The organism is Rhizobium sp. P1_B8 (genome assembly GCF_056406515.1).
In genome coordinates this window covers 1-16,985 of record NZ_JBFTZZ010000022.1, presented here as the reverse complement: position 1 = coordinate 16,985, position 16,985 = coordinate 1, and the positions used below count along the sequence as shown (strand labels likewise).

The 16,985-nt window shown below is 59.9% G+C and carries 15 protein-coding genes; 1 reads left to right on the top strand and 14 read right to left on the bottom strand.

Going from position 1 to position 16,985, the window contains the following annotated elements:
* Window position 1: 1 nt before the first annotated feature.
* The 4 genes from AC1D2N_RS23955 to AC1D2N_RS23940 form a co-directional block, all read right to left on the bottom strand.
* Window positions 2-976, bottom strand: a complete 975-nt coding sequence (locus AC1D2N_RS23955) for an ABC transporter permease (protein WP_018245511.1) — start codon at window positions 974-976, stop codon at window positions 2-4.
* Between the two features lie 66 nt (window positions 977-1,042).
* Window positions 1,043-2,653, bottom strand: coding sequence for a gamma-glutamyltransferase (gene ggt, locus AC1D2N_RS23950; RefSeq protein WP_018516888.1), 1,611 nt, complete (start codon window positions 2,651-2,653; stop codon window positions 1,043-1,045).
* Entirely contained in the window at window positions 2,650-3,504 is an 855-nt protein-coding gene (locus AC1D2N_RS23945) for an alpha/beta hydrolase (protein ID WP_018516887.1), read from the bottom strand. The genes ggt and AC1D2N_RS23945 overlap by 4 nt, the downstream gene beginning before the upstream one ends.
* 147 nt (window positions 3,505-3,651) lie before the next feature.
* Complete coding sequence (locus AC1D2N_RS23940; protein ID WP_018516886.1) at window positions 3,652-5,226, bottom strand: ABC transporter substrate-binding protein; 1,575 nt, start codon at window positions 5,224-5,226, stop codon at window positions 3,652-3,654.
* Window positions 5,227-5,418: 192 nt separating this feature from the next.
* On the opposite strand from AC1D2N_RS23940, the gene AC1D2N_RS23935 reads away from it, so the two are divergent.
* Window positions 5,419-6,183 (top strand): IclR family transcriptional regulator, encoded by a 765-nt coding sequence (locus tag AC1D2N_RS23935; protein ID WP_018516885.1) that lies wholly within the window; start codon window positions 5,419-5,421, stop codon window positions 6,181-6,183.
* A 104-nt stretch (window positions 6,184-6,287) separates the two neighbouring features.
* Here AC1D2N_RS23935 and AC1D2N_RS23930 read toward each other — a convergent pair whose 3' ends face one another.
* The 10 genes from AC1D2N_RS23930 to AC1D2N_RS23885 all read right to left on the bottom strand — a co-directional run.
* Window positions 6,288-7,223 (bottom strand): dihydrodipicolinate synthase family protein, encoded by a 936-nt coding sequence (locus AC1D2N_RS23930; protein WP_018516884.1) that lies wholly within the window; start codon window positions 7,221-7,223, stop codon window positions 6,288-6,290.
* A gap of 24 nt (window positions 7,224-7,247) precedes the next feature.
* A complete protein-coding gene (locus tag AC1D2N_RS23925; RefSeq protein WP_018516883.1) occupies window positions 7,248-8,201 on the bottom strand; it encodes an ABC transporter ATP-binding protein in 954 nt (317 codons plus the stop codon).
* Window positions 8,202-9,218, bottom strand: a complete 1,017-nt coding sequence (locus AC1D2N_RS23920) for an ABC transporter ATP-binding protein (protein WP_018516882.1) — start codon at window positions 9,216-9,218, stop codon at window positions 8,202-8,204.
* 8 nt (window positions 9,219-9,226) lie between these two features.
* Entirely contained in the window at window positions 9,227-10,144 is a 918-nt protein-coding gene (locus AC1D2N_RS23915; RefSeq protein WP_018516881.1) for a dihydrodipicolinate synthase family protein, read from the bottom strand.
* Window positions 10,145-10,162: 18 nt separating this feature from the next.
* Window positions 10,163-11,041, bottom strand: a complete 879-nt coding sequence (locus tag AC1D2N_RS23910; RefSeq protein ID WP_018516880.1) for an ABC transporter permease — start codon at window positions 11,039-11,041, stop codon at window positions 10,163-10,165.
* A gap of 1 nt (window position 11,042) precedes the next feature.
* Window positions 11,043-12,002, bottom strand: a complete 960-nt coding sequence (locus AC1D2N_RS23905; protein WP_018516879.1) for an ABC transporter permease — start codon at window positions 12,000-12,002, stop codon at window positions 11,043-11,045.
* An 83-nt stretch (window positions 12,003-12,085) separates the two neighbouring features.
* Window positions 12,086-13,684 carry an ABC transporter substrate-binding protein gene (locus AC1D2N_RS23900; RefSeq protein ID WP_018516878.1) on the bottom strand — a complete coding sequence of 533 codons (1,599 nt, stop codon included), beginning with the start codon at window positions 13,682-13,684 and terminating at the stop codon, window positions 12,086-12,088.
* The gene (locus tag AC1D2N_RS23895) at window positions 13,668-14,411 is read right to left on the bottom strand and encodes a FadR/GntR family transcriptional regulator (protein ID WP_018516877.1); all 744 of its coding nucleotides are present in this window, start codon (window positions 14,409-14,411) and stop codon (window positions 13,668-13,670) included. The genes AC1D2N_RS23900 and AC1D2N_RS23895 overlap by 17 nt, the downstream gene beginning before the upstream one ends.
* Window positions 14,412-14,588: 177 nt before the next feature.
* Window positions 14,589-15,875, bottom strand: coding sequence for a GGDEF domain-containing protein (locus tag AC1D2N_RS23890; protein ID WP_018516876.1), 1,287 nt, complete (start codon window positions 15,873-15,875; stop codon window positions 14,589-14,591).
* 627 nt (window positions 15,876-16,502) lie between these two features.
* Window positions 16,503-16,985: Rossmann-fold NAD(P)-binding domain-containing protein (locus AC1D2N_RS23885; protein ID WP_477982135.1), on the bottom strand; the 483-nt coding region annotated here is incomplete at its 5' end.

Here is a 16,985-nt window from a genome sequence, read left to right as displayed (position 1 = left end):
GTCAAGCCTTTCCTTCCAGCCGGACCCGCGGATCCAGAAGGGTATAACAGATGTCGATGATGAAGTTGAGGACGACGAAGAGCAGCACCATCATCATCAGGTAGGCGACGATGACGGGGCGATCGAGAAGGTTGATCGAGTCGATGATGAGCTTGCCCATGCCCGGCCACGCAAAGATGCTTTCGGTGACGACCGAAAAGGCGATGAGTGAGCCGAACTCGAGACCGATAATCGTCACCACCGGGATCATCAGGTTCTTGAGAACGTGCACGGAAATGATCCGCCGCTCTCGCAATCCCTTGGCGCGGGCAAACTTCACATAGTCCTGGGGAAGGACCTCCTGCACGCCGGCACGGGTCAGCCGAAGAATGAGCGACGTCTTGAACAGAGCGAGGTTGAAGGCCGGCAATAAGAGGTGCCGGATGCCGTCTGCGGTCAGAAACGACCATTGTGCGCCGAGCAGCTCCTGCGTCGGGCCGCGGCCATTCGTCGGCAACCAGCCGAGCTCGACGGAAAACACCATGATCAGCATGAGACCGACCCAGAAGGTCGGAAGCGAGAAGCCCAGAATCGAGCCGCTCATGATGAGCTTGGAGGAAATCCGATTGGGGTAGAGCCCTGCATACAGCCCAAGCGGCAAGCCGAACAGCAGCGCGATGCCGAGAGCCGTGATCGCCAGTTCGAGCGTCGCTGGGAGACGTTCGAGGATCAGACCCAGCGCCGGCCGCCCATAAACGAAGCTGTTGCCGAAATCCCCGTGCAGAAGTCCTTGGAGAAACAGCAGATACTGTTTCCACAGCGGCTGATCCAGACCGTAATGCGCGATGACGAGTGCCCGCTCCGCCTGATTGGCGTCCGGGTTGATGAGGATGTCGACCGGGTTGCCGATCACATTGACGCCGATGAAGACAATGATCGTCATCGCGACAATGACGAAGAGCGCCTGTATCAACCGCCTGATAATGGATGTGACCATTGAACCTCTCCCTACAGCGCCGCGCGTCTTTTCGAGAACCGCAAAGGACGCTGTAACACTTTGAATCTAGGCGACGGAGATGGCCATCCCGTCGCGCTGCGGATCGGCCGCGCCTTTCGAGATGCCGCCGTCAATCTTGATCGCGTGGACTGCGGCGAACGCATATGTCTGCGGCGACCGCGCCACCTGATAGCCTTGCGCCCGAAGCTCGTCTTCGACAGAGTGTCGAATGCGATTGCAGATGTCGATCGTGTTTGACACCCCTACGATCCTCGGCGCCGAGACGGCTTCGAGCACGGACATGTCGAAATCGATCATGTTCATCAGGCATTGCGCAACCGCGGGCGCGATATAGCTGCCGCCTGGCGCTCCGATGACGATGCTGGGCTCGCCGTCCTTGAAGACGATCGTCGGCGCAGCCGAACTTGGACGCCGCTTGCCGGGCGCGATGGAGCCGGGCTTACCGGGAACCGGGTTAAAGCGGCTCATCGTGCCATTGTACATGAAGCCGAGGCCGTCGGTGATCGCGCCCGAGGGACTGCCGAGGGTGTGGGTCATCGCGACGGCATTGCCGTCCTTGTCGATCACCGAGATATGCGTGGTGTCGCGCTGCGATCCATCAAGGCGCGATACGCTGGCGATCTCACCTGCCTTGATCGCGCCAGCATGCGCCTTTGCATGCTCTTTCGACAGCAGCTTTTCATAGGGCACGTCGACATAGGCGGGATCGCCCATATGCGCGTCCTTGTCGATCGTCATCCGCTTCATGGCCTCGAACAGGATGCGGACATGTTCGGCGCTGCCATGCTGCAGCGAGCCGACGTCGAACTGCTCCATGATATGGAGGAGTTCCAGCATCGGAAAGCCCGAGCCTGGCGGAGGCGAAGTGGCGATGCGGTTGTCGCGGTAGTCGCCCCAAACCGGTTCTACCTTCGACAATTCGTAACGCGCCAGATCCTCCCGATCGATCAAGCCGCCATTTGCCTTGAAATCGCCGGCGATCTGTTCGGCCAGTTCGCCGTGATAGAAGATGTCCGAGCCACCGCTTCGCGCGATGCGTTCGAGGGTCTCTGCCATGTCCTTGTTGACGAGGAGGTCGCCGACGTTCTTGAGCGTACCGTCGTCGTGGAAATAGGTTCTCCGGCCCGTTGCAGAAAAGCGCAGCTTGTCGAGCGTGTTGGCAAAACCGTCATTCGACTGGTCCTTGGCCCAATACCAGTGCATGTGGTTTCGGATCATGAAACCGTTACGGGCAAGGCGGATGGCCGGCTTGATGAGATCGGCCCAATCGAAGGTGCCGTAGTCGCGCAGCGCGGTCTCATAGCCCTTGAGCGAGCCGGGGGTGCAGACGGCAAGATAGCCGATATCGGAAATATTGCCTTCAAGCACATAGCCGAAACCGTCGCGGCTCTGGTGCTTGATCTTGTCGAGCCACATGTCCGGCGCAGCCTTCAACGGCGCCCGCGCATAAAATTCGAGGATCTCGTGCACGCCCTTTTTCGGCATGTAGACATGCATGGAGCCGAAGCCGCCGATGCCGGCCATCTGCGGGTCGACCACACCTTGGACGAAGGCACAGGCGAGTGCTGCGTCGATGGCATTGCCGCCGCGTTCGAGAACTTCCGCACCGGCTTCGACTGCCTCCGGCTGAGGCGCTACGATCGTTGCATTTCTCATTTCGCGCGCCGCCCCTCTAGCACCTTTGCCAGGAAGGCCTTGACGTGGCCGAGAACTTTCATCCGGTCGTGAGAGACGCCTGGAACACGATCGAACGTCACATCGACACCCGCTTCGCGGAATGAGCCCGCCAGGGCGGCGAGGCGCTCCGGCCGCGTTTTGCCGGCGTCGTTGGCGCCATCCATGTAGTATTTGCCGCCCGGCTTATGGGTGATTTCCCACGTCTCCAGATCGGCATCGCCGACGATCATATGCACCGGCACCTTAGCAAGATCTTCGGGCCGGAAGGACTTGCCGAAGCGCGCCTCCAGATCCCGAATGCCGACCCACCAGTCACGCGTCGGATCCAGAAGAGTGACGGAACCAGGTGCGCCGATCGATGCCGCCCAGAGCCTTTCCGGATGCAGGATGGCGAAACGGTGCACGAAATGCCCGCCGCCGGAGAAGCCGAACATGGCGAATTTGGACCAGTCCTGGCGGTATTTGTCGGCCATCTCCGCGACCATCGCGAGGACGACCTGATCGTAGCGAATGTCGCCTTCCTCAAGGAACTTGTAGCCGGAACGCGCACCGTCGCCGTGAACGCCGACCGGGAATATCGGGCAAAGGATGGCACAGTCGTTATAGAGCCCGAATTCGGCAAAACCGTCGCGGAAGTCGATGGCCGACGTGCGTCCGGTGCCGTGGACCGCGACCAGGAGGTCGAGCTTGCGGCCGTCTGCCGCCGTCGGTGGCACATAAAGCACCATATGGAGGCGGGGATCGGCCTGAGATGCGAAGATGGCCGTCTGGCCATAGTCATAGATGGCCTTCGCCCGGGCGACGGCTTCGCCCGTTCCAAGTTCCTGCATGAATGTCTCCTGGGAGATGAAGAACGGGACGGCCTTGGTGCGGCCCCATGCTGCTGTTTTAAACCGCGTCGCATCGAATGGATCGACGCGACGCACTTCAAATCTTTATTTGTCCCAAAACCGCGGCACGCTTTTGGACGGCATGCATTAGTCCGCCGGCTTTACGTCGTAAGCGAGCGTATATTTATCGCCGCGCGGGGTGTAGGACACGGTCTTCTTTGCGCCCAGCACGACGTTTTCGTAGTGCATCGGGAGGAGCCAGAGGTTGTTGAAGGTCTCGGTCGACAGTTCCTCGAGAAGGGGCGCGCGTGCAGCTTCATCGAGCGTCGAACTGGCCTTGGCCAGCACCTCGTCGATCTTCGGATCGGACACGCCGCCGCCGTTATATCTGCCGGTCCCCTTTTTCTCGTCGCGCGTTGCGACCAGCGCAACAGTCGGATTGGTGGTTTCACCGGTGTTCACACCCCAGGAGCCGAAATAGGTGCTGTAGGTGCCTTTTGAATAGGCTTCCGAATACATCGACCAAGGCAGGACCTCGACTTTCGATTTGATGCCGATGCGCGTGAACATCTGGCCGACCGCCTGCAGAACTTCGGCATCCTTGACGTAACGGCCAGAGGGGCCATGCAGGGTCAGGCTGAAGCCATCCGGATAACCGGCCTCGGCCAGAAGCGCCTTGGCGGCAGCGGGATCATAGCCCACCTTCTCGACTTTTCCGGAAAAGCCCGCATAGCCTTGGGCGACGAATTGGTCGGCCACCGTGCCGTTCTTCTGCATGACGCGGTCGACGATTGCCGGCCGGTTGATCGACATCAGCATTGCGCGACGCACCCGTTCATCCTTGAGCGGGTTCTTGCCGAGATCGGAGCCATCCGCAGACTTCACGAAAGGCGAAACATCGCGGCTCACATCAAGGCCAAGATAAACAAAGCGGGAAGACCGGCCATTGATGATCTGCAGATTATCGCTCGCTTCCACGCGTGCCATTCCATCGGCAGGAAGGGTTTCGACAATGTCGATCTCGTTGGAAAGAAGCGATGCCAGACGGGCGCCGTCATCGGGCAGGAAGCGCAGCGTGACGTTCGACCAGTGCGAGGGGCCAGCGAAATAGCTGTCATTGCGCTTCAAGGTCAGGCTGCTGCCTGGCGAATAGGAGACGAAGGAATAGGCCCCGGTTCCGATTGCACACTTGCCGTTGTCGAAATCCTGGACAGGCGCCTCCTTGCAATCGGCGCTGATAATGCGAATTCGGCTGACGGAATTCAACAGGATCGGATCCGGAACCTTCGTCTCGACGACGATGGTATAGGGATCCGTGGCCGTGACATTGACAATATTGCGGGTGTAAGAAGCAAAGCTCTGGCTGGGCTTGTCGCGGGCACGCAGAAGCGAAGCGATGACGTCATCGGCGTTGAACTCGCTGCCGTCATGGAATTTCACGCCCTTCCGCAGTTTGAACTCCCAGTGGGTCGGGTCGATGACCTTCCATTCGGTGGCGAGTTCCGGCGCATTTGCCGACGTTCCCGTGAGGTTTAGCAGGCTGTCCCAGATATGGCGCGAGGTCGCATTGTTGGGAGCCGAACTGTCTTCATGGGGATCGAGCGTCGTCGGCGTCGTCGACATCCCGATCGTCAGCGGGGTTTCCTGTGCGACGACCATTGCAGGAATAGCAATCGTTCCAAGCAGCCCGATCGCTGCCCGCGTTAATGTTTTTGCGGCCATTTCTTCCATCCCGGTTTAGCGTTTTTAGGCCGACCCTGCTGGTCGGTACGAGCAGGTTCCCGTCCACTCTTGACACAAATTGGTAAGGGGCCCTCAAGGGGACTGTCAAACGGAAAACAAGTGCGTTACGATAGGCGTAACCTGAAATTATGCCAATCCTTCGGCTCTGGTCGCGGAGAAAATTCTTGTCCCATGGACAAAAGACAACCATCAAAAAGCGATATCGTGCAATCGGTTGATGTCTGCATCGAGGTATTGCTGAATGTCGCCAAAAACCCGGATATCAGACTGACTGAGGTGGCGCAGAACCTCGGGGAAACCAAGCCGAGAATTTTGCGCATGTTACGCACACTGGAACGTCGTGGCCTGGTGCGGAAGAGCGAGACAGGCACTTACCGGCTGGGGACGACTGCGATCATTCTCGGGACCGCTGCATCGACACAGGTTGATCTGGTGAGAATAGCCAATCCTATCCTTGAAGAAGTCGGTCAGAAGGCGAACGAAACGACCCAGCTCAGGATCATCGACAATGGGGAATCCCTGTGCATTGCAAAGTTCGAACCGATGCGCGACTTGCGGGTGCAGGCGATGATCGGTCGAAGACGGCCGCTCACGGCGGGCTCGTACAAGGTGCTTCTCGCCTATCTCCAGCCCCAGGTGCAGTTGCAAATGATCCCCGAAACTTTGCCGCGGCTGACCAAGCGCACGATCACGGATCGCGGCAAGTTGGTGGCTGAATTGGATAAAATCCGCCGCCAGGGATTTTGTGTGAGCTATGGTGAAGTGAGCGAGCAACTTGTCTCCGTCTCAGTGCCGGTTCTGGCATTCGACGGATCCGTGATCGCCGCGGTGAATGTCGGCGCCCCGGCCTTCCGCACGCAAAAAAGCGACGTCGACCGCTTCATCGTTCTGCTGAAGGAGGCCTCCAGCAAGATATCGGCCCGGCTGGGATGGTAGAACTTTTCGTCCTGCGCCATATCGGACCTTGTCTCTTCGGTTCGACGCCCATCAAGGCGAGCCAACGCAGGTTGTTTCGTGCCATGCCCGCTCTTTAGGCAAATTCAGGGGAAAAGATCGGGGAGTTCGGAGCGTGCGATGGGTCGCAACCTGACCGCTTCTGCCGTGTCTATCGAGCGATAAGGAGACCGTAAACGGGTGCCGACGGGTCCCCAATTGCCGATGGCACTCAAGAGTTTGTCGAGAGCGGCATTCGAATAGCCGAATTGCTGGCGGAAAGGGACGATATGCGCGTCCATGAACGTGCAGATGCGTCGTTCCAGATCGAGCGCGGCGTCGATATCGTTTCGCATCGAGACCGTCCAGGTCTGAGCGCCGCGGGGGCTAAGGCAGGCCACATTGGAAAAGGACCCTGCCGCGACGCCCTGTTTGATGCCGGTTGCGAGATGGTGACCGGGAACGAAGAGCGACAGACCGGAAAGACGTTCACGTGCCTCCGCATACCAAGAGTCGTCGCCGTCGGCGACCTTGATGCCGATCACCTCAGGCACTGCCGCGCAGACCATGCCCAGCGCCTTTGGCGCCAGCACCCGTTTTGCATGCGGCGGATTATAAAGGATGAGCGGAATTCCGTCGGCAGCGTCGGCTGCTCGTTTCAGGAAGTCGACCGCTTCGTCATCGTTGAGCGGCCACCAGTCCGGCAATATGACTTGAATGGCGCGGGGATCGAGCGCGGCGGCGCGGCGGACCCGATTGAGCATGATCAGCGGATCGGGCTGGCAGGCGCCGATGACGAATGGCATAGAGGAAGCCTTGCAGCGTTCGGCCAGCATTGCCTGGATAGTGTCGAACTCCTCCTCCGTCTGATTGTGGAATTCGCCGGCAGTGCCGTTCGAATAAATACCGTCGACGCCGGCATCGATGAGGATATCGATCTCTTCACCGAGCTTGTCGAATTCGATGCTGTCATCGGCTGCGATCGGTAGAAGCAGGCTCGCCCAGTTTCCGCCGATGGCGGGATGTGGCGTCGTCGCGTTCATCTATTGTCTCCGGTGGCTGGCGGATCAGTTGAGGTCGTCGCGGATGCAGGCCTTGAAGTGGCCGGGAGCGACTTCCCGCAATTGCGGGATCGTACCGGCGCAGGCATCGAGCGCGCTTGGACAGCGCGTGCGGAAGACACATCCGCTCGGCGGATTGGCCGGGCTTGGAATATCGCCTTTCAGGATCTGCCTGTTGCGGCGGGCATCCGGATCGGGCGACGGAATCGCCGAGAGCAGGGCGCGCGTATAGGGATGCTGTGGTCTCGCATAGAGATCGGCACTCGGCGCGACTTCCATGATGCGGCCGAGATAGAGCACGATCACCCGGTCGCAGATATATTCGACGACGGCGAGGTCATGCGAGATGAACAGCATGGTCAGGCCAAGCCGCTGCTGCAGTTCGCGCAGCAGGTTGATCACCTGCGCCTGGATCGACACGTCGAGCGCCGAAACCGGCTCGTCGGCGACGATGAATTCGGGTGACAACGTCAACGCACGGGCGATCCCGATGCGCTGGCGCTGGCCGCCGGAAAATTCATGCGCGTAGCGATTGATCGCGTCGGCGGGCAGGTCGACCTGGGCCAGTGCCGACCGCGCCCGTTCGAGCCTGTCACGGGCGGTGCCGATCCCCTGGATCTTCAGGCCTTCTGTCAGGATCTCGCCGATCGTCATGCGCGGCGACAGGCTGGCGAAGGGGTCCTGGAAAATATACTGCATGCGCGGCCGTTGTCGTCTGAGCGCGGAGGCGGGAAGCGCTGTTAGTTCCGTGCCGTCGAAGCGGACGCTGCCAGACGACGGCTCGACGAGGCGAAGGACGGTACGCCCGATCGTGGTCTTTCCGCTGCCGGATTCGCCGACAAGCCCGACGACTTCACCCTTGCCGAGATCGAAGGAGATGCCCTGGAGAATGTTCAGCCGCGTGCCACGGGAAGTATAGTGTTTCGAAAGGTCGCGGACGGAGAGCAGGGGGGTGCTCATCTAGATCTCCTTCCATCTGATGCAGCGGCTGCGGTGCTGCGAATTGACCTGTTCGAGCGCGGGAACCGCGACGCGACAGGCATCGACCGCGAATTTGCAGCGCGGGGAAAAGGCGCAGCCGCTCGGGATGTTCATCAGGCTCGGGACCATGCCGGGAATGGCGGCGAGCTTTTCGCCGGCCTGTTTCATCCGCGCTGCATCGCCAAGGCGCGGCATGGAGGCGAGAAGGCCCATCGTGTAGGGATGCTTGGGATTGCGGAAAACCTCGCCGACCGGCCCTTCTTCGACGATTCGGCCGGCATACATCACCGCAACGCGGTGGGCGATTTCGGCGACGACACCGAGATTGTGTGTGACGAAGAGCATGGCCATGCCACGCTCACGCTGCAGTTTGAGAAGCAGGTCGAGAATCTGCGCCTGGATCGTCACGTCGAGCGCCGTGGTCGGCTCGTCGGCGATCAGCAGCGCCGGATCGCAGGCGAGCGCCATGGCGATCGTCGCACGCTGCCGCATGCCGCCCGACAGTTCGTGCGGATATTGGCCGGCACGGCGTCGAGCGTCCGGTATGCCGACGCTTTCAAGCAACGCGACGGCTGCGTCCATCGCCGCCTTGCGGTCGGCGCCGCGATGGATGCGAATCGGCTCGCCAATCTGGTCGCCGATAGTGAAGACGGGATTGAGGCTCGACATCGGCTCCTGGAATATCATGCCGATGTCGTCGCCCCTGATCCTGCGCATGCTCTCTTCGTCGAGGGAAACGAGATCTCTGACCGCGCCGCCGCTGGTCGCGAGGCGGATGCTGCCTGCGGCGATCACGCCGATATTGCGGGTGAGCAACCGCATGACCGACAGGCTGGTGACCGACTTGCCGGAGCCGGATTCGCCGACGAGCGCAAGCGTCTCGCCGGCGGCAACGGTCAGGTCGATATCGTTGACCGCCGTGATCTCGCCGCCGCGGGTACGGAAGATCGTTCGCAATCCCTTGATGTCGAGAACGGGTTCGGCGGTTTGTTCCATCAGTCGTCTCAGTTCAGCAGGCCGGTTGCACGCAGGATCTCGTCGATCCGTGCCGTTTCCGTCTCGTTCAGGCTGGCACGCGGCCGCGGCATGACGGCAGAATCGATGATGCCGAGGCTACGCATGGCGGTCTTGAAAGCGCCGATTCCCGCTGCGCCGCCGCTGACGCGGCCCTGCGCGACCCAAACGATTTCGAAGAGGCGGCAGAGGCGCTCCTGTTCCTTCCTCGCGGCGACCCAGTCGCCGCGCTGCGCAGCATCCCAAAGGCGGACATAGCCGTGCGGATCGACATTGGCGATACCGGGGACAACGCCGTCGGCCCCCATCAACAAGGCGGTGTCGACGACGATCTCGGAGCCGGTCATCAGGAAGACGTCCTTGTGTTCGGCAAGGTCGAGGAGCGCATAGCGGAAGTTGCCGTCGTCGCCGCTGGAATCCTTGAGGCCGATAATCGCGCCTTCCCCAGCAAGCGTGACGACCGTCTGGCGCTGCAGCTTGACGTGAACGCAAACGGGAATGTCGTAGGCGATCAGCGGAATGTCCACCGCGTCGCGGATATAACGGAAGTGATCGAGGATCTCGGACTGGCTGGTGACTGTGTAAAATGGCGCCGTCACGACGACCGCGTCGGCACCGGCGGACTTTGCAACCTTTGCGTGGGCGATGACGCGATCCGTGGTCGGATCGATGACGCCGACGATCAACGGCACGCGGCCATTCACTACCTTGGCCGAATGTTCGATGATTTCCCGCCGGGTCTTCTCGTCATGGAAGATCACCTCGCTTGTCGAGCCGAGGACGAATACGCCATGGCAACCGGCATCGATCAGGTGCTCGAGCACACGCGTATAGGAAGGATAGTCGACGGTGAAATCCGGATTGAGCGGGGTTACGACGGGAGGGACGACACCCTTGAATTTGGTCATTTTCGCTTCTTTCGATTGTCAGTTCAGTTCGGCACGCGGGTCGAAGGCATCTCTGAGGCCATCGCCAATGAAATTGATTGCCAGGACGGCAAGGATGAGCGCGGCGCCGGGGAAGAGCCATTGCCACGGATATTGTTCGAGCACGGCGGTCGAGCGGGCCGCGTTCAGCATGTTGCCCCAGCTGGCCGCCGGCGGGGCGATGCCGAGACCGAGGAAGGACAGGCCGGCCTCGAGCAGGATGGCATTGGCGATCTGCAGCGTCGCATAGACCACGAGGATATCGATCGAGTTCGGCAGGCCGTGGCGAAACAGCAGATGTCCGATGCCGGCGCCCATGCCGCGGGCGGCCAGGACGAAGTCGCGTTCACGCAATTCCAGCAGCCGCGAGCGGATCATGCGCGCAAGCAGCGGCCAGGAAAGTAGCGAGATGACGATCACGGTCGGCCAGATGCCGGTACCGGCGATCGAGGCGAGCACAAGCAGGAAGATGACGGGCGGCAGGGTCATCACCAGATCGACGAAGCGCATCGAGACGGCGTCCGTCCAACGTCCCGCAAGCGCCGAGATGGCCCCGAAGAGAAACCCGATGACTGCGGAAAGCGCGGTCGATGCGACGGCGACCAGGAGCGAAATCCGGCCACCTTCGAGCACGCGGGCGAAGACGTCGCGTCCGACGCCGTCGGCTCCGAACCAATGCGTTGCCGTCGGGCCGCTATTCATCGCCAGGAGATCGATGTCGTTCGGCCGGAAAGCCCACCACAGCGGATAGGAAAGGATCAACAGCAGCATTGGCGTGGCAATGCAGACGCCGGCAACGGCTGCGCGATTGAGCAGAAATCGACTGAAGGCGCGGGCAAGTGGCCCCGGGCTGCGGCGTTCGGGAGATCGTGCCAGCATATCAACCCACCTTGATGCGCGGGTCGACGACCGCATAGGTGATGTCGGTCAGAAGATTGACGACGATAACGCAAGTGCCGATGACGAGCGTCGCCCCCATGATGACGGGGTAGTCGCGGGTCTGCACGGCATCGACGAGCAACAGCCCCATGCCCGGCCAGTTGAAGACGCTCTCGATGAAGATGGCGCCGCCGATTGCAAGCCCGATGGTGGAGCCGATCAGCGTGACGATCGGAAGAAGCGCATTGCGCAACGCATGCTTGCTGATGACCCAGAATTCACGAACACCCTTGGCTCGGGCCGTGCGCACGTAATCCTGGTTCAGGACTTCGAGCAGCGAAGCGCGCATGTAGCGCATGATCAATGCGGCTTGCGCGACAGACAGAAGTGCCGCCGGCAGGATCAGATGGTGGAGGAGATCGCTCACCGAGAATTCCTCGCCCGGCGTCAGCATGCCGCCAGACGGCATCCAGTGCAGGCGGACGGAGAAAATATAAAGGCCGATCAGCGCGCTGAGGAATGCCGGGCTGGAAATGCCGGCAAGCGCAACCACCGACAAGGAGAGATCGGCAAGCGAATTGCGGCGGACCGCGCCGATCACCCCGAAGGTGATGCCTGCGACGACGGCGAAGGCAAGTGCGGTGCCCATCAATAGCACTGTCGGGCCAATCCGTGACAGCACCAGACCGAGAACCGGTTGATCGAGACGCTTGATCGAATAGCCGAGATTGCCTGTCAGCGCCTGCTGTAGCCAGCCCAGATACTGCACGGGCAAGGGCTGATCGAGCCCGAGACTTCTGCGCAGATCGGCAAGGTCAGACGGCGACATCGGCAGGTTCGGATCGATATAGGCATCGATCGGATCGCCGGGTGTCAGGCGCAGCAGCAGGAAGATCAGCATGCTCAGGGCGACGAGCATGCCTATTCCTATCACCAGGCGTCTCAGACTGTATTGGAGCATCGGCAATCCGTCTTATCGGGCCGTCTTGTCAGGCCGTCTTGACAGGGTGGCCGAGGCCACCCTCAAGGCTTTTCGGAAAACGCCTATTCGGCGATCGACCACTTCTGCGGGTTGGCCTGGTAGGGGCCGCCGCCCGGCGCCGGCGTCCAGACGAAATCCTTCACCTTGGTCGAGACGATGCCGTAGCGGTTTGCCACCCAGAGCGTCGCCCACGGTAGGTTCGTGTTCATCACCTTGCAGACGTCCTGGTAGGCCACATCCCGCTTGGCACTGTCCGGCTCGGCCAGCGCGCTGTCGAGCGCCTTGGTGAGGTCAGGCATGCGAACCCTGGCGACATTCGGTCCGGCCGGAGGAATCTGCTTCTCGTTGAGGCCGACATTGATGCTTCCGGCATCCGGCCCGTTCTGCAGCCCGGCGTAAACCAGCTGGAACTGGGCAATATCCGGCGTCGCATTGAGCACGATGCTGTTATAAGTCGGCGCATCGACGGCGCGCGGGACGATGTTGATGCCGACCTGGGCCAGCATCGCCTGGACTGCCGCAAGCACGTTGGTGGCAAGCGGCGTGGTGTAATAGGTCAGAAGCGTGATCGGCTTGCCGCCGTTGATCTGGTCCCAGCCGGCTTCGGTCAGCAACTGCTTGGCCTTCTCGGGATCGTAGGCATAGGTGTCGATATCAGGCGGTGTCAGCTGTTCGGCGACATAGGCGCAATTGGCAGGCTTGGCCGCACCGCCATAGAGGCTCTGGATGATGGCATCGCGATTGATCGCGTACATCACCGCCTGGCGCACGCGCACATCCTTCCAGAGCGGAGAATCGTGGTTGAAGCCGAGATAGTTGACGACGAAAGAGTTGCCTTCGATGACCTTGAAGTCCTTGTTGTCCTTGAAGGTCGGCACATCGTTGGAATCGACATAGGTGAACTGGATTTCGCCGGATCTGAGCGCCGCGATCGCCGCGGCCGGGTTGGCGAAATAGCGATCGATGACGCGTTCCAGTGCGGGCTTGCCACCGCGATAATCGGTGTTTGCGGCAAGTTCGACATACTGATCCGAGACGTATTTGGTGAATTTGAACGGGCCGGTGCCGATCGGCGCGGTGGACCACCACGTGTTCTTTGCCAGTTGGTCGGCCGGAATCGAGGCGAGCGCATGCTCGGGCAGCATCATCACCTTGGTCATCGTATCGAGAAAACTGCTGCTCGGTGCGCTGAGCTTGATGACAACAGTGTGATCGTCCGGCGTCTCGACGGACGATATGCCCTTCAATCGGGCGGCGAGTACCGAGCCGGTTTTCGCATCCATCGCAAGGGTCATGGTGAACTTCGCGTCATTGGCGGTGAACGGTTTGCCGTCATGCCACTTGGCGTCCGCCAGCTTGAACGTGTAGCTCATCTGGTCCGGGCTGACCTCGTAGGAGCTTGCCAGCGCGCCGACGACCTTCTGCAGCTTCTCGTCATAGGTGATCAGCGGTTCGTAGTAGACGCTGAGCCAGGTGAAGCCGGCGGTGGCGGCAAGCGGATTGAAGTTGCCCTGGAAACCGCCGGGGCCGACATCGAAGCCGCCGGACAGCGTGGCTGCCTGAGCCTGGGTTGCAACGCCCGAAACGACAAGAGCCGGAACGGCAGCCGTCGACAGCAGGGCGCCAAGCGCAATAGCGGATAATCTAGACAGTCTTTTCATGTGTTCCTCCCACGTTTGAACTTGTCTTGTTGTTGGCAATCACCCGGGCGATGCCCTCGTAGTGACGATCCAGGCGTCTGCGCGCCTCCTCCAGATCCCTTGCCTCGATCGCATCGACGATCGCGGCATGGTCGCGCCACGTCGCCATCGGATCCGTATTTTCAAGATTGACGAAATCCGATGCCTTGTAGAAGGCGAGCCAGAAGACATCGATCAGCCGCACGAGCGTTTCATTGTCCTGGCAGCGGAACAGCAGTCGGTGGAACAGCTGGTCGTCTTCCGCAAAGGTTTCACCGCGTTCGGCATGGGAGCGCATTCGATTGACGGTGGCGCGCAGTTCGGCGATGTCCTCTTCCCCGATCACGTCGATCGTCTTGCTGATCAATCCCACTTCCAGCGTGCGTCGGATTTCGAGGACTTCCTCGATCTGTCGCAGGGCGCCGCCGAGGCCGTAGGCGAGGTTGTCGAGAAGCGGCTCGAAGGAAAAGGCCTTCACGAAGATACCGACGCCGCGCCGCGTCTCCAGCACACCGAGCGATTCCAACGCCTTGATGCCTTCCCTCAGCGAATTGCGGCTGACGCCGAGCTGGGTGGCAAGCTCTCCTTCCGCCGGAAGAAGGGTTCCGGGCGCAAGGCCATTGTCGTCGATATAGGCGCGCAGACTTTCCTGCACGGAGACATGCAGCAGCGGCGCGCGCGTCAGCGGCTTCATCGATTTCAATGTCATGCCGGCCACTCTCTCGCATCGCCAATAAGATGGATATTACATATCCACTTGTAGGATATCTGTCAAATGGTCAGGCTTAAACGATTGACACCGAACCCCGCTCGCATCTGGTTGAGGCGGTCGTTCCTGGGGGCCAGAACGACAAGATGCAAACAGCTCAGTTTTCCTGGAACGACCTCAGCCGGAGGCTTGACCGACCTCTGCAGCATGGACCACCACGCAGTTGCGGCCGGTCCTTTTGGCAAGGTAGAGTGCCGCATCGGCCTGTCGCTGCATGTGCTCTGCGGACACGAATTCACTGTTTTCCATCAATATCGCTATTCCGATGCTGACAGTGACCCAGGGACCGACGCGGGAGGTAGGATTTGGAAGAGACGCAGCTTCTACTCGGCTTCGAATTCTCTCAGCAACCAGCCGGGCCTCTTGTTCATCGGCGCGTGGGAGAAAGACGAGAAATTCTTCGCCTCCGTACCGGGCGACTTGGTCTCGCTCGTCTCTCATGCTGCTCTGAATGATGCCGGCAACTTTCACCAGGCAACGGTCGCCCTCGGCATGCCCGCGATTATCGTTGAGGCGCTTGAAGTCATCGACATCGCACATCAGCATCGCCGCGCTGCTCGTTCGTTTAAGGTCCTCGTTCCAGAAATGATGGAGCGTTTCCATCATCGAACGCCGGTTGGCGACACCGGTCAGCGGATCGGTCCGCGCCAGCAACTCCAGCTGGGAATTGGCGTCAGTAAGCTCCACGAGGCGAGTTCGATCTCGTAACTCAAGCAAGAAGGTTTTCTGAGCGAAGATGGTGGCGGTGCGTCTGGCAACGACGGTTGCCGCCACACCGCTTGCGAAAAACAGCGTACCGGCCAGAGCACTCCCCACTTCAATGCCCGGATTTCGCAGCTGAAACACAAGGTAAATACCGAGGGCAGCTGCACCGATCGTCATCGCCCAACCGAGTGGAACGGGAAATATGATAATGGCAGTGACGGCCACAAAGAGCATGATGGTCAAATGCCGCTCGTAAAACTCGCCACCGGTGTTAACGCCCACCAAGGCTACCGAAAGAAGGATGAGAAAAACAGCCGAGAGGAGGAAAACTCCCTGCACCCACAAAGCGTGCGGCCGCAGGAAGGCTATCGCGGCGACAAGAGCTGCGGGGGGAAGGATAGACGCTGGCCAAAGCATCGACATTACGGTTTCGGTCGGAAGCAAGATCGCGTTGAGGCCCAACGTCAGAACGTCGAGCACGATAACCCAAACCATCCACGCGCGGATGATCTTGGCAGTCCGCGGCCAGGAGCGTTCGCGAAAAAGCTGAGCCAGTTCCCCATTGAAGCGGATATCACGCGTGCGTCCACCGAGCAGGCGCTCGACTTGCTCCACAATGGCCGGGCTCAACCTCTGGAGAGGTTTCCGCGAAGACGCCCTTACCGGTTTGATAGGAGCTGTGGTTCGCTCGGTATCCATGTGTCGGATCTAGGGAGCAGACGACCGGAGGCAAGACGAGCCGCAAATTCCGCCCCAAAAGACGATATGCTTGCCCTAATGATTTTGTACCAGGAGACGACAGTATGTCGTTAACGTGTCATATCGGGTCAAAGTCTCACGCGTGCCAGGCCGAATTCACGGTTCGACTCCTTTCAAGACCCCAATCATCCTCGATGAGGTAGGCCATCCAATGATCAAAGCTCGCCCGAAGCGAGATTGAGGAGGATGCCCGCTGAAATCCGACGAAAGGCGATATATGCATCTTCGAGAAACTGAGGTTCTGGAAATAGGCGGGTTGCTGGTTCACATCCGTTCAAGGCGGTCGAACGTGGCGAAGATTACTTAAGAGCGCTTACCTTAGCTTTCTCCTTATTTAAATAAAGCCACGCTTGCTTAAATAGCGGCCGAAACCCATACTCGCGTCGCGATCCTTGGCGAAGGCACTGATCCTTTGCCCCCAACCGCGTGAACATACCAATAATCTACGGGTCGACGGTTCGAACCCCTTCAACGCAATGGCTATGGCTGCTGCACAATGTTTAACGGGGCACGTCACGATGAGCCCTGATCCTGGCGAGCACCCTGGAAAAGGCATTCCCAACGGCGTCAGTAAACCAATCGAGCCCGTATCGTTCCTTGAATCTGGCGGAGTGCATCAAGTATATCATTTGCAGTTTGGCCAACGCCTTCGACTTCAATAACCACGTAACCCGTATCGCCGTGCGTCTGCAGGAACTCGCCCACAATATTAAGTCCACGAGACGAAAAAACCGTATTCAGATTGTTGAGAATGCCAGGGCGATTTTCATGAACATGGATGAAACGCGTGCCGTTTGGACGTGGCGGCAGTTGAACCTGGGGAAAGTTGACAGCGCCTAGGGTCGAGCCGATGTCCGAATATTCGACAAGCTTCCTCGAGACTTCTCTTCCAATACGTTCTTGGGCTTCTTCGGTCGACCCTCCAATATGCGGGGTCAGAATGACATTATCCAAACCTTGCAGCGGTGTTTCAAAACGCTCTTTGTTTGATGCCGGTTCCCTCGGGAATACGTCCACAGCCACAGCCGCGCCTGCGAGATGTCCTTCTTT

Coding starts and splice junctions, on each gene's coding strand:
- AC1D2N_RS23955 (WP_018245511.1), bottom strand. CDS start 976: ATGGTCACATCCATTATCAGGCGGTTGATACAGGCGCTCTTCGTCATT.
- ggt (WP_018516888.1), bottom strand. CDS start 2,653: ATGAGAAATGCAACGATCGTAGCGCCTCAGCCGGAGGCAGTCGAAGCC.
- AC1D2N_RS23945 (WP_018516887.1), bottom strand. CDS start 3,504: ATGCAGGAACTTGGAACGGGCGAAGCCGTCGCCCGGGCGAAGGCCATC.
- AC1D2N_RS23940 (WP_018516886.1), bottom strand. CDS start 5,226: ATGGCCGCAAAAACATTAACGCGGGCAGCGATCGGGCTGCTTGGAACG.
- AC1D2N_RS23935 (WP_018516885.1), top strand. CDS start 5,419: ATGGACAAAAGACAACCATCAAAAAGCGATATCGTGCAATCGGTTGAT.
- AC1D2N_RS23930 (WP_018516884.1), bottom strand. CDS start 7,223: ATGAACGCGACGACGCCACATCCCGCCATCGGCGGAAACTGGGCGAGC.
- AC1D2N_RS23925 (WP_018516883.1), bottom strand. CDS start 8,201: ATGAGCACCCCCCTGCTCTCCGTCCGCGACCTTTCGAAACACTATACT.
- AC1D2N_RS23920 (WP_018516882.1), bottom strand. CDS start 9,218: ATGGAACAAACCGCCGAACCCGTTCTCGACATCAAGGGATTGCGAACG.
- AC1D2N_RS23915 (WP_018516881.1), bottom strand. CDS start 10,144: ATGACCAAATTCAAGGGTGTCGTCCCTCCCGTCGTAACCCCGCTCAAT.
- AC1D2N_RS23910 (WP_018516880.1), bottom strand. CDS start 11,041: ATGCTGGCACGATCTCCCGAACGCCGCAGCCCGGGGCCACTTGCCCGC.
- AC1D2N_RS23905 (WP_018516879.1), bottom strand. CDS start 12,002: ATGCTCCAATACAGTCTGAGACGCCTGGTGATAGGAATAGGCATGCTC.
- AC1D2N_RS23900 (WP_018516878.1), bottom strand. CDS start 13,684: ATGAAAAGACTGTCTAGATTATCCGCTATTGCGCTTGGCGCCCTGCTG.
- AC1D2N_RS23895 (WP_018516877.1), bottom strand. CDS start 14,411: ATGACATTGAAATCGATGAAGCCGCTGACGCGCGCGCCGCTGCTGCAT.
- AC1D2N_RS23890 (WP_018516876.1), bottom strand. CDS start 15,875: ATGGATACCGAGCGAACCACAGCTCCTATCAAACCGGTAAGGGCGTCT.